This is a genomic window from Lipingzhangella rawalii, assembly GCF_031628175.1.
Taxonomy (GTDB): domain Bacteria; phylum Actinomycetota; class Actinomycetes; order Streptosporangiales; family Streptosporangiaceae; genus Lipingzhangella_A; species Lipingzhangella_A rawalii.
The window spans coordinates 191,054-203,359 of sequence record NZ_JAVLVT010000002.1 but is presented as its reverse complement, the minus strand read 5'-3'; the positions used below and the strand labels follow the sequence as shown (position 1 = coordinate 203,359).

The 12,306-nt window shown below is 70.6% G+C and carries 11 protein-coding genes and 1 pseudogene; all 12 read right to left on the bottom strand.

Features of this window, described 5'->3' with window-relative positions; genetic code table 11:
• Positions 1 to 6: 6 nt before the first annotated feature.
• Positions 7 to 1,407, bottom strand: coding sequence for a HAMP domain-containing sensor histidine kinase (locus tag RIF23_RS06165; RefSeq protein WP_310911416.1), 1,401 nt, complete (start codon positions 1,405 to 1,407; stop codon positions 7 to 9).
• A gap of 2 nt (positions 1,408 to 1,409) precedes the next feature.
• Positions 1,410 to 2,159 (bottom strand): response regulator transcription factor, encoded by a 750-nt coding sequence (locus RIF23_RS06160; protein WP_310911415.1) that lies wholly within the window; start codon positions 2,157 to 2,159, stop codon positions 1,410 to 1,412.
• A 106-nt stretch (positions 2,160 to 2,265) separates the two neighbouring features.
• Positions 2,266 to 3,624: a S1C family serine protease gene (locus tag RIF23_RS06155; protein ID WP_310911414.1), complete on the bottom strand. Its 1,359-nt coding sequence runs from the start codon at positions 3,622 to 3,624 to the stop codon at positions 2,266 to 2,268.
• Between the two features lie 112 nt (positions 3,625 to 3,736).
• Entirely contained in the window at positions 3,737 to 4,087 is a 351-nt protein-coding gene (gene mnhG / locus RIF23_RS06150) for a monovalent cation/H(+) antiporter subunit G (protein ID WP_310911413.1), read from the bottom strand.
• The gene (locus tag RIF23_RS06145; RefSeq protein ID WP_407659403.1) at positions 4,080 to 4,442 is read right to left on the bottom strand and encodes a monovalent cation/H+ antiporter complex subunit F; all 363 of its coding nucleotides are present in this window, start codon (positions 4,440 to 4,442) and stop codon (positions 4,080 to 4,082) included. The genes mnhG and RIF23_RS06145 overlap by 8 nt, the downstream gene beginning before the upstream one ends.
• The gene (locus RIF23_RS06140; protein ID WP_310911412.1) at positions 4,439 to 4,999 is read right to left on the bottom strand and encodes a Na+/H+ antiporter subunit E; all 561 of its coding nucleotides are present in this window, start codon (positions 4,997 to 4,999) and stop codon (positions 4,439 to 4,441) included. Before RIF23_RS06140 ends, RIF23_RS06145 begins: the two co-directional genes overlap by 4 nt.
• On the bottom strand, positions 4,996 to 6,651 hold the full coding sequence (locus RIF23_RS06135; protein ID WP_310911411.1) for a Na+/H+ antiporter subunit D: 1,656 nt from the start codon (positions 6,649 to 6,651) through the stop codon (positions 4,996 to 4,998). The genes RIF23_RS06140 and RIF23_RS06135 overlap by 4 nt, the downstream gene beginning before the upstream one ends.
• 39 nt (positions 6,652 to 6,690) lie before the next feature.
• Positions 6,691 to 7,119 (bottom strand): annotated as a pseudogene (locus RIF23_RS06130) (Na(+)/H(+) antiporter subunit C); the annotation flags it as partial.
• On the bottom strand, positions 7,116 to 10,061 hold the full coding sequence (locus tag RIF23_RS06125) for a Na+/H+ antiporter subunit A (RefSeq protein ID WP_310911410.1): 2,946 nt from the start codon (positions 10,059 to 10,061) through the stop codon (positions 7,116 to 7,118). The pseudogene RIF23_RS06130 and the gene RIF23_RS06125, both read right to left, overlap by 4 nt.
• A 336-nt stretch (positions 10,062 to 10,397) precedes the next feature.
• Positions 10,398 to 11,258, bottom strand: a complete 861-nt coding sequence (locus RIF23_RS06120; RefSeq protein WP_310911408.1) for a sulfurtransferase — start codon at positions 11,256 to 11,258, stop codon at positions 10,398 to 10,400.
• The gene (locus RIF23_RS06115; protein ID WP_310911407.1) at positions 11,255 to 11,671 is read right to left on the bottom strand and encodes a hypothetical protein; all 417 of its coding nucleotides are present in this window, start codon (positions 11,669 to 11,671) and stop codon (positions 11,255 to 11,257) included. The genes RIF23_RS06120 and RIF23_RS06115 overlap by 4 nt, the downstream gene beginning before the upstream one ends.
• The gene (locus tag RIF23_RS06110; protein WP_310911406.1) at positions 11,664 to 12,029 is read right to left on the bottom strand and encodes a hypothetical protein; all 366 of its coding nucleotides are present in this window, start codon (positions 12,027 to 12,029) and stop codon (positions 11,664 to 11,666) included. Before RIF23_RS06110 ends, RIF23_RS06115 begins: the two co-directional genes overlap by 8 nt.
• Positions 12,030 to 12,306: the final 277 nt, after the last annotated feature.

Sequence of the window (12,306 nt, the reverse complement as noted above, 5' to 3'; positions counted from 1 at the left end):
GCACCGTCAGGACTGCGTGGGCAGGTCGAACCCGATCACGGCCCCGCCACCGGGACGGTGCCGGGCGAACACGGTGCCGCCATGCTGTTCCACAATCTCGCGTACGATCGCCAGGCCCAAGCCGGAGCCGGGAAGGGCGCGCGAGACCTCGGCGCGGTAGAAGCGGTCGAATATCCGGTTTCGGTCCGCGTCGGCGATTCCGGGGCCACGGTCGGCGACGGCGACCCGCGTTCCCTGAACCTCGATCTCGATGGGGCCTGCGGACATGGGAGCGAGTTTCGCGGCGTTCTCCACGATGTTGGTGAGGGCGCGTTCCAGGGCGTGCGGCCGTGCCGTGACCACCGGCCGGGACCCCTCTGGGACGGTGCGCACGCTGATCTCGTGGTCGTAGCGGCGTCGGGTGCGCGCCGCGGCCCGCTCCGCCAAGGCGCCCAGGTCCACGTCCTGGGACTCCTCCGTGGCGTGCTGGTCGGTGGCCAGCCGCACCACCTCGCCCACGAGGTCGGCGAGTTCCCGCGTCTCGCCCTGAAGGTCCGCCAGCAGCTGGTCGCGCTCCGCAGCGGGCATGCGGTCCAGGTGGCGCAGCATGGACACGTTCGTGCGGACGCTGGTGAGGGGGGTGCGGAGTTCGTGCGCAGCATCTTCGACGAGTCGGCGCTGGTCCTGGCGGGCACCGGCCAGCCGGGCCAGCATCGCGGTGAACGCTCCGGCCAGCCGCCCAACTTCGTCGCTGCCCGAACCGATGTCGCCGGGGGCCATCGGTTCCAGTTTTCCGGTGGCACTGATGTGTTCGGCCGCCGCGGTCAGGCGGGCGAGCCGCCGGGTGAGCCGCCAACCTACGAACCAGCCCACGGCCCCGGCCACGAGCGCGATCGCGCCCCCGACCACCAGCATCTGGGTGCGCAGGCTACGCAGAAGCTGCTCGGTGGGGGAGATCGCCTGGGCCAGTTGCAGGGCCCCGTTGCCACCGCCGAGGGCCAGCGTGGCGGTGCGGAACCGCTCTCCGGCGTGGTCGACCTCCCGCAGCTCCACCGCCCCCGCGTCTGCGGAGCGGGCCAGTTCCAGCTCCGCCGCGGTGGGCGGAAGCACCGCGCGCGGGCTGTCCGGGCGGGTGAGGACCCTCCCGTCGGGGTGCAGCACCTGCACACTCAGCTCCTCCTGACTGAGCACGTCGAAGTTCTCGCTGGTGGCCGGTGGCGGGGTGTCCTCGAACCAGAGCGCGATTCCGCGCCCCGCACGCAGGTTGTCAGCGGCCTGGTCGACGACGTCGGCGAAGCGTTGCTCGGCGTCGGCGCGGATCAGCAGGGAGGCCGACTGGTAGGCCAGCGCACCCACCGCGGCGGCGACGAGCGCGGCGATGACAAGGAACGCCATCGCCACCTTGGTGCGTAGGCTCAGCCCGGCCATGGCTACTCCGCGCGAATCGTGTACCCGACACCGCGCACGGTGTGGATGAGCTGTGGTTCCCCGTCACGTTCCAGTTTGCGGCGCAGGTAGCTGATGTAGACGGCGAGGTTCTTCGACTCCGGCCCGAAGTCGTATCCCCAGATGCGGTCGTAGATGGTGCTGCGGTCCAACACGATGCCGGCGTTGCGCAGCAGCAGTTCCAGCAGGTCGAACTCGGTCTTGGACAACTCGAGCTCGCGGTGACCACGCCAAGCCCGCCGGGCGCCGGCGTCGAGCCGCAGGTCAGCCACCTGAAGCTGGCGCTCCGTCCACGATTCGGCGTGCGCGGCCGCCGCGGTGCCGGGGTGCGGCTGCGGGGCTCCGACCGGGCCGGCTCGCCGCAGCAGGGCCCGCACCCGGGCCAGGAACTCGTCCAGCTCGAAGGGTTTGGGTACGTAGTCGTCGGCGCCGGCGTCGAGCCCCGCCACCCGATCCGGTGTGGTGACGCGGGCCGTCAGCATGAGGATGGGGACCTGGTTTCCCTCAGCGCGGAGTACCTCACACACGCCCAGACCGTCCACGCGGGGCATGGCCACGTCCAGCACCAGCAGGTCCACCGGCTCCGCATGCATCCGGGCCAGGGTCTGTACACCGTCTGTGGCGAGCAACACCTCATAGCCGTCCAGGCGCAGTGCACGGTCCAGAGACTCGCGGATCGCCCGGTCGTCGTCGGCGACGAGGATCCGGGAGCGGGGGAGGTGGTCGGCACACATAGCGCCATGGTGGACCATCGCCACGCCCGCAAGCACCAGGCACGCGGTTCGCCCCGGTGGCCAGCACGGTCCGGGCTGGTCCCGCGCTCGCCACCGGACCCGGAGGCTAGGCCTCCACACTGTCGGCGGACTGGGCCGTCAGTTCCACCTCGACCTCGTGGGTGTCGCCGTCGCGGAGCACCGTGACCGTGACTGTGTCTCCCGGACTGTTCGACCGCACGGCGGCGATGAGCGTATCCGCGTTGGGGACGGCGCGGTCGTCGACCTGGGTGATGACGTCACCGGATTCGATGCCTGCCTCATCGGCGGCCCCGTCGGAGGCGACATCCACAACACCGGCACCGTTCTGCGCGTCGGTGACGGTCGCACCCAGGGTGGCGTAGCTGGCTGGCCCGCCTTCGCTGAGCTCCTCGGCAATCGGCGCGGCCTGGTTGATCGGGATGGCAAAGCCCAAGCCGATCGACCCGGCCGTCTCGGTGCCCCCGGCCCCCATACTGGCGATGGCGGTGTTGATCCCGATGACCTCACCCGCGGCGTTCATCAGTGGGCCGCCGGAGTTGCCCGGGTTGATGGGCGCGTCCGTCTGGATCGCGTCGATGACCGTGGTCGTCTGTGCCTGCGGCGTTTCCGTGGGCGGTTCGATACCGAACGGCAGCTCCTCCGGCTCACCCTCGGGGGGCTCGGCGAGGCCCGTGTTGACCGGGCGCTCCACGGCGCTGACCACACCGGAGGTGACCGACCCGGACAGGCCCAGCGGTGAACCGATGGCCACCACATCCGCACCTACCGCCAACTCGTCGGAGTCGCCGAAGGTCGCGGGCGTGAGCCCGTCAACGTTCTCGGCCTGGATCACGGCGAGATCGGAGACCGGGTCGGCGCCCACGATCTGGGCGTCGGCATCGGTGCCGTCGTTGAACCGCACGGTCAGCTCATCCTCGGGGCCCGCCGTGGCCACGTGGTTGTTGGTGAGAATCTGCCCGTCGGAGCTGATCACCACCCCGCTGCCGCCGCCCTGCCCTGCCTCGATCGAGACCACGCTGGGTAGGGCCGTGTTGGCGACTTCGCTGACCTCGCTGCTGGGCAGCGAGCCGGAGGCGTCACCGGCCCCTCCGGTATCCTCCAACGAACTCTCCACCGCACGCTCGCCCAACAGATGGGTGGTGGCCAGGGCCGCGGCGGGCCCCACCACCAGACTCGTGACCAGTGCGGTCCCGGCGGCGATCGCGATCAGCCGGGGGGTGGAGTGCCGCCGCTGCGCTGATGGAACGGCGTCCGAAGCTGCGAACGCGCGGGCCGCGCCAGGCGCTGCCGCTGGTTCCGCACCGGCACCGGATGCACCAGCTGGTGCGCCCGGCGGGGCGGCACCGGTTGCCTCTGCCGGGGCGCTGCCCTCCGGCCCCGCGGAGGTGCCGGACGGCGACTCCTCCCCGTGTGGCCGGAACTCCGGTTCCGAGTTCGGATGCATGCGGATCCCCCTCCTGTGTGCTCCGCACTTCCTCGTTCCACCATTCAGGGTGGGGACCGTAGGTAAGAGGAGGGTGAGACCGCCGCTAGTCAGGGGTTCGAATGTCCGTGTCTCACCCCGACCCACGCTCGCGCTCACCCCAGCCCAGATCGTCGCGCGTGAGGTTGCTCGCCCGACCGCGGCCGGTGCGGTAGGCGGTGCGGGCAACCAGGTGCGCGGCCACGGGCACCGTGAGCACCTGGAAGAAGGCCACCAACAGCAGGATGCCCGCGTTGATCTCGGGGAAGGTACGCAGCTCGATTCCCGCGAGGATGAGCAACACCCCCAGTACCTGCGGTTTCGTGGCGGCGTGCAGGCGGGTGAGTAGGTCGGGGAACCGCAGCAGGCCGACGCCCGCCACCAGACTCAGCGCGGCCCCCGCCAGCAGGCAGCCCAGCGCCACAGCCTCCACAAGCTCAGCCATGCCGGCCCCCGTCCTGATCCCCGGGGCCGCCGGCCCCCGGCGGCGTCCCCGTGGTGGACCCGGGATCGTCCGGATGCCCGGTCCGCGGCGGGACGCGCCGGGCCACGAACCGGGCCACACTCACCGACCCGACGAACCCCACCAGGGAGAGCACCAGCAGGATGGGCAGCGGGCCCGGGTCCCGGTGGAAGGCCGCGAACGTCCCCAGCCCGGCGATCGCGACCGCGACCAGTACGTCCAGCGAGATGGCCCGGTCCAGAATGGAGGGCCCCAGGGCGATCCGTGCCAGGGCCAGCAGGGCGGCCGCGGTCAACAGAACCATAATCGCCGCCCAGACCAGGGTGGTGCCGCTCACTCTTGCTCCTCCTGTAGCCGGGAGAGGTCGGCGCGGGTGCCGAACGCACGGGTGATCCGGGCCTCCAACGCCAGGGTGCTCATGCGGGTGGCCTCCTGCCCCCGAGCGTCGACCGCTCCGAGCGCGTGCACCCACAAGGTCCAACTGGATCGCCCAACCTCCACGACCACCGTTCCGGGAATCGCGGAGACGGTGATGGCCGTGGCCGTCAGCAGTACGTCCGAGCGGGTCCGCAGCGGGATCGCGAGGACCGCACAGCGCGGACGCCGGCTACACACCTGCACCACCATGCGCAAGCTGGCCACCACCAGATCGGCCAGGAACCGCAGCACGAACCAGGCCGCGGCCCCGGGACGTAGCCGTACCCCGTAGTCAACTGCGGGCATCCGGAAAACCACCAGGAGTAGCAGCGAGATCCCCACGCCGCCCGCAAGAACCTGTACAGAGATTCTGCCGTGCAGCAGGATCCACACGGCGAGCAGCCACAGCAGCAGCGGAAACTGGAGCCAGTACCGTTCCATCCGGTCCTGCCAGGACCCCGCGGATCTGACGTTCACCCATCACCTCCCGGGGCGAGGGTCGGGTGTTCGTCCCCCGACTCGAGTAGTTCGCTGGCCGTGCGTTCGCAGTAGGCGGTCAGTGGGCCGGCGAGCACGGTCAACGCGAGGCCGAACGCAACGAGCGCGATGGTGGCGCCGGTCATGGTGCGTGGTAGTCGCGCCGTGGTGACGATGGCCTGGCCGCCCAGGGTCGTGGCGCCACCGGTGACCGTGCGGCGGGAGGCCGGACCAACCGTCTCCTCCGGCCCATAGGCCGAGGTCAGGGCGGGTTCCCCCGGCGACTCCAGTACGGTTCCCGGAGTCGCGGCCACGGCCAGGGACGGAGAACGCCAGAAGGCGTATCCCCACAGGCGCGCCATCGCGTACAACGTGAGGAGGCTGGTCACGACCGAGCCCGCGACCAGGGTGTAGGCCAGCGGTCCGCCCGCGGCCACGCCCGCCTGGACCAGACCCAGCTTGCCCAGGAACCCGGACAGTGGCGGAATTCCGGCCAGGTTCATGGCGGGCACGAAAAACAGGATGCCCAGGACGGGCGAGAGCGTGGCCAGGCCCCCCAGGGAACGCATCGATGTTGTTCCGCCACGGCGTTCGATCAACCCCGCCACGAGGAACAGGGAGGTCTGCACCGTGATGTGGTGCACCGCGTAGAAGATCGCGGCCGACAGTCCGTGGACGCTGCCCACCGCCAGGCCGAACACCAGATATCCGATGTGGCTGACCAGCGTGAATGACAGCAGCCGCTTGATGTCGGTCTGTGCGACCGCACCCAGGATCCCCACAAGCATGGTGGCCAGCGCCACCACCAGCAGCAGGGTGTCCAGGCTGCCGCCCGGAAACAGCAGGGTCTGCGTGCGGATCATGGTGTACACCCCGACTTTGGTCAGCAGTCCGGCGAAAACCGCGGTGACCGGGGCGGGCGCGGTGGGGTAGGAGTCGGGAAGCCAGGCCGAGAGGGGGAACACTGCGGCCTTGATCGCGAATCCGGTGAGCAGCAGGGTGTGCAGCACCAGCTGGAGTTGCGGGGGAAGCTCGGCCAGCCGCTCGGCGAGCTGGGCCAGGTTCACCGTGCCTGTGGCGGCGTAGATCGTGGCAACCGCAACCAGGAACACCATGGAGCTCACCAGGGACACCACCACGTAGGTGGCCCCCGCCCGCAGCCGGGATCCGGTCCCGCCCAGGGTGAGCAGGACATAGCTGGCGGTGAGCAACACTTCGAAGCCCACATACACGTTGAACAGGTCGCCCGCCAGGAACGCGGTGGCGACGCCGGCGACCAGGATGAGGTAGGTGGGATGGTAGATCGCCAGCGGCGCCACTTCCTCGCCGTCGACCATGCCCTGCCCGATGGAGTACACGAGTACTGCCAGGGTGATCGCCACGGACACCACCAGCAGCAGCGCCGACAGCCGGTCGGCAACCAGCGAGATTCCCACCGGAGCGGCCCAGCCCCCGACCTGCACCACCAGGGGGCCGTGCGTGTCCGCGGCGACCAGCAGGAGCACCGACACCAGCAGCACCACACTCAGGGTGGTGACACTGAGAACCCGCTGGAGCCGGGGCCACCGTCGGCCCAGAGCCAGCCGCAGTCCGGCGGCCAGCAGCGGCAACACCACCGGCAGCGGTACGAGATGCCCGGTCAGTTCCACCATCTAGGAGGTCCCCCGCAGGTCGTCGTCCTCGGCGCGGGCCAGCCGTTCGCGTTCGGCGCGGATCTGGGCGCGGAGGTCCCCGTGTTCCGCGGCCCGCAGGATGCGCCGGTCCTCGGCGTCGTCCCGCACTTCGTCGTTGCCCTCCAGCTGCCAGCTGCGGTAGGCCATCGCGAGGAGGAACGCGGTCACCCCGAGCGTGATCACGATCGCGGTGAGCACCATGGCCTGCGGAAGTGGATCGTTCATCGGCGCCGTGGTCTGCGTTTCCAGCATTGGTGGCCGTCCGGCCGGTCCACCCGCGGCCAGGATCAGCAGATTGATGGCGTTGCTGAGTACCACCACGCCGAGCAGGATCCGGGTGAGGCTGCGCTCCAGCAGCAAGGTCGTCCCCACCGCCCCCAACACCCCGATCACGCCCACCAGCGCGAGCGTGGGGGTGGTCGCGGCCCCGGTCGCGAGCACAGTCATGGGCGCACCTCCTGGGGGCGGCCGGCGTGTTCGGACTGCTCGTCGATTCGCGCGCCGAGACTGCGCAGAATGTCCAGGAGGAGTCCGAGTACCAGCAGGTAGACCCCGAGATCGAACACCAGCGAGGTACTGCCGTGCACGTGCCCCAGCACGGGCAGGGTCAGATCCACAACCGTGCTGGTGAGGACCTCGTGGCCCGTCAGGATCGCGGCGAGTGCCGATCCGGTGGCGATGGTCAATCCCCAGCCGATCAGTGAGCCCGGCTGGAGCCGGGAGGCGGCGTAGAGTTCGAAGCGTCCCCCGGCGAGGTAGCGGACGGTCAGTGCGAGTCCGGCCACGATTCCACCGGCGAATCCGCCCCCGACCGAGGTGTGCCCGGTCAGTAGGAGATACACCGACAGCAGCAGGATGGTGTGGAACAGCATGCGTGCCAACACCTCCAGGACCACCGAACGACGCTCCTCGGGGATGGCCAGTGCTCCCGGGAGCCAGGCCTGCTCTGTGGCCCGCGCACGGACCCCTGCGGTCGCGCGGGCCCACGCCAGGGGTGGGGAGCGCCACCGCTGCTGGTGTTGCTGCGGATCGCCGGCGGGGTCCGGGATCGGCACGCTGGGGCCGGGGGCGTGCCGTGCCGCGTTGGGGACCCGCCGCAGCAGGAACAGCAGACTCGCGACTCCCGTGGCCGCCACCGCGAGCACCGAGATCTCACCCATCGTGTCCCAGGCCCGCAGGTCCACCAGCACAATCGAGACGATGTTGCTGCCTCCGGCCTGCTGTGCCGCGGCGCCGAACGCGTCGGAGACCGGCGGATGCTGCCGCCCGGCCAGCGCCACGATGGACAGGGTGGCCAGCAGCGCGCCCATCGCCACCCCGAGCAGCAGGTTCCACCGCCGGCGGCTGCGCAGCACCGGGGTGGAGAACCGGCCGGGCAGGCAGCGCAGCACCAGAACGAACACCACGAGGCTGACGGTCTCCACCAGGAACTGGGTCAGTCCCAGGTCGGGCGCACCCTGGAACACGAACAGCACAGCGGTTCCGTACCCGGTCACCCCGGCCAGGACCACCGCGAACAGGCGCTGCCGTACGATCAAGGTCCCCAGCGCGGCCAGCGCCACGATCAGGGCCGGGGCCACCTGGATGGGGGAGTCCCACCAGCGTGGCTCCACGGCAGGAACGTCGCTCAGGACCCGGGCGAGGGGAATCCCGGTCACGGCGAGCAGGGTGAGCAGGACAACCCCCAGGTACAGGGGCAGGGACCCGCGTTGGGTGGCCCCGGTGACCTGGAGGGCGAGGGTGTCCACCGTCCTCAGTACCCGGCGGTAGACCGCGTCCGCGTCCAGAAGGGCGCACTGCGCACCCAGCCGGGCGACCCGGGCGCGGAAGCGGAACAGCAGTAGCCCTCCCGCCAGGGCCACCGCCGAGGCCACCATGGCCACCCCCACACCGTTAACCAGGTCCAGGTGCAGTTCGGACTGGGCGGCGGTGAGGCCGGGAGTGGTTGCATATCCGGCCAGTGCCGGCGACAGCCATTCGGCGAACGGGCCACCGAACAGGCACAGCACGGCCAGCAGCAGCGCCGGGGCGAGGAACAGCGGACCGGGGCCGTGTGTCGTGGCGGGGGCGAGCCCGGGCAGATCACGTTTGTCGGCGAAGGCCCCCCACAGGAAGCGGGCACTGTAGCCGACGGTGAAGGCGCTGCCCAGGACCATCGCGGCCAGCACGAGCGTGTCGGGCCAGCTCCCCGCACGGGCGGGGTGGAGGAACGCCTCGAACACGGCCTCCTTGGCGACGAAGCCCGCGAGGGGCGGGAGGCCGGCCATGGAGGCGGTCGCGACGAGGGCAACCCCGAAGGTGGCTGGCATCGCTCGCCACAGCCCGGACAGGTGGCGCAGGTCCCGGGTTCCGGTTCCGTGGTCGACGATGCCGGTGACAAGGAACAGCGGGGCCTTGAACAGGGCGTGTGCGAGCAGCAGCGCCAGCCCGGCGAAGGCGGCCGCGTCGGTGCCGCGGCCCAGGGTGGCGATCAGGAATCCCAGCTGGCTCACGGTTCCGTAGGCCAGCAGCAGCTTCAGATCGTTCTGGCGCAGAGCCTTCCACCCGGCCAGGACCATCGTGGCGGTGCCCACTCCCACGGTGAGCAGCTGCCACAGCAGCAGGTCACTGAAGGCCGGAGCCAGCCGGGCCACCAGGTACACCCCCGCCTGCACCATCGCGGCGGCATGCAGATAGGCACTGACGGGGGTGGGGGCGGCCATCGCCGCCGGCAACCACAGGCTGAACGGCAGCAGGGCCGACTTGGACAGGGCTCCGACCAACAGCAGCGCCACGGCGACCGTGACCGCGGCCCCGGCTGGGGGATCACTCACCAGGTGGCTGATCCGGTAGTCGCCCGCGGTTTCGCCGATGATCACCACCCCGACCAGCATCGTCAGGCCGCCGAGGGTGGTGACGGTGAATGCGGTGGTCGCTGCCCGTCGGCTGGTGCGTCGTTCGGCGTCGTGGCCGATCAGGAGATAGGAGAAGACGGAAGTGAGTTCCCAGAACACGAACAGGATCACCAGGTCGTCGGCCAGGACCAGTCCGAGCATGCTGCCCGCGAAGGCCACCATCACTCCGGCGAAGCGGACGAGCCCGGGTTCGGCGGAGGTGAAGTAGCGGGCGCAGTAGACGAGGACGAGTGCACCGAACCCGGTCACCACCACCGTCATGACCAGGCTCAGCACGTCCATGCGCAGGGCGAGGACGAGGTGGTAGGCCGGGGCCCACTCCACAGTCCAGGTGGGGGATGGTCCGGCGACCACCTGGGGTGCCTGCCACAGCGCCCACAGGGCAGTACCCGCCGGGAGTGCCGCCAGTACCAGGAACGCGTTGCGGCCCCACCAGAACACCAGCAGCGGTGCGACTGCCGCCAGGACGAAGTGCGCGACCAGCAGTGGTCCCACGGCCCTCCCCTCCCGCGGTTACCGGAGAAACCGTAGTTGAGTAGACACGCAGTGTCACTGTTTTGATGTGGGTGTCGGGCACCGCCTCGCACAGTCGGATACGGGGGTGGGGACACTCTTCCCCCGCGGTTGCCGGACGCCCCGGGGGGAGAGTGTCCCCGCCTCGGCGCGGCGGCTCGGTCTGTGCCGGCCAGTGCCGCAGGATGGTCCGTGAGTGTCCCAATCCACCGTGTGGCCACCCACTAACCCGGATGTCCACGGCCACGCGGTGCCAGGGTCCCCCTCACCCCCCGTGGGCCACCGGCCGCGGCGCGGATGCCCCGACGGTGGTGCAGGTCAGGGGTCGCCGGTCTCGGCGGGCAGCTGGGGGTCGGCGCCCCACACGGACCAGGAGCCGGGGTAGAGCCGGCCGGGCCCCAGCCCGGCGTGTTCCACGGCGAGCAGGGTGTGACAGGCCGTCACCCCGGAGCCGCAGTAGCCGATCACCGGGTCTCCCTCGCTCAGCCCCATCCGGACGAACCGGTCACGCAGCTGCTCTGGCGACGCGAGGTGGCCCTGCGCGGTGAGATTGTCCTGCCAGGGGGCGTTGCGCGCTCCGGGAATATGCCCGGGACGGGCGTCGACGGGGGCGGGGGATTCGCCGGTGAACCGTTCCCGGGCGCGGGCGTCGACGAGGGTGACGCTGCGGCCGTACCCCGGGCTTCCGGAGCTCGCCAGCGCCGTGACCTCCTCCTGGGTGGCGATCCGTTCCGCCGGCCACGGGCGGGGAGTGCGCCGAGCTGGCTGGGGCTGCACCGTGCCCTGCTCCAGCTCGCCCGGCCACGCCTGGATGCCACCGTCGAGCAGGGCCGCCCGGCTGCCCAGGGCGCGCAGCAGCCACACCAGCCGGGCTGCCGTTGCCCCGCCCGAGTCGTCGTAGGCCACGACGGTGCTGTCATCACCGATTCCCAGTTCTCCCAGGTCACGTGCGAAGTTGTCGGGAGTGGGCAGCGGGTGACGACCACCGTCGGGACTGGCGGGGGCGGCCAGATGCCGGTCCACGTCCACGAACACGGCCCCAGGGATGTGACCCTCCCGGTAGGCGTCCTGGCCCGAGCGCCCGTCCAGGTACCAGCGCACGTCGGCGAGAACGATCTGATCGCGGTTCTGGTTCAGCCAGTCGACGGATACGGCCACCGGAAGCTGGGACGTCGTCATGCCCGGGATGGTACCCGTCCGGACCGGCGCAGCCACAGAAGCCCGAGGATCGGGAGCACGAGAGGCAGGAATGCGTATCCGCTGCCGAAGCGGGACCAGACCGTATCGTCGGGGAAGGCTCCCGGCGCCAGCAGGCTCGCCGCACCGACCAGCAGCACGCCCACGAGTTCCACGGTGCAGCTGACCACGGCCACCCGTTGTGCGGCCCGCCCCGGCCGGGCCATGGCGACCGTGGCGATGATGTACACGACACCGGCGAAGGCGGACAGGAGATAGGCCAGTGGTGCCTCGTCGAAGCGGGTGAGGATCTGGTAGCTGGCCCGGGCCGTGGCCGCGAGTGCGAACACCGCGTACACGGCCACCAGCAGGCGTGCCGGACCACCCTGGCTTGGTGCGCGGCGGGTGTCAGCCAATGCCGGCCGTCCAGATCTGGTCCAGCCGCAGGACCAGGGCGATCAACACCACACCGGAGAAGGCGATCACCGCCGGGCCCCAGCGGCTGCGTTCGGTGAGCCCCCACACCGCGGCGGCGGGCGGGATCAGCACCACAGAGGCGAGATATCCGATGAACACGGCATTCTGCTCCGGTGTCTGTCCGCCGAGCATCAGGGTGATTGAGACCCCCAGCTGGACCAGCAGCAGCAGCTCCAGCAGGGCCAGACCGGCCAGGTGCGGTACGAGCATCGGCTGATCCCGCACGGTGGCTATCAGGGTCCAGACCGCAACCGCGACAGAGACCACCACGATGGTGATGCTGAGCCAGTCGACCACGCGGCCCTCCCCACGAGTCTGGCCATTCCGGGATACACGTTGCCCCACATCCTACTACAAGACGTAGTACATCCTGGAGTGGGGGCGATTAAGGTGGCTATCACGCCTCGGGGAGGCCCCCAGACGATGGGGGTTGGAAAAGGCCGATGGGGGACAGGGGCATCCGGGGCTCTGGTGGTCCTACGGCCGGTGGGGGGCGCACCGAAGTCCGCGCGTCGGCGTCCGGGGCGGGACACCGAGCGCCTATGCTGGGCCGCACAGCCGGCCCAATCGGACG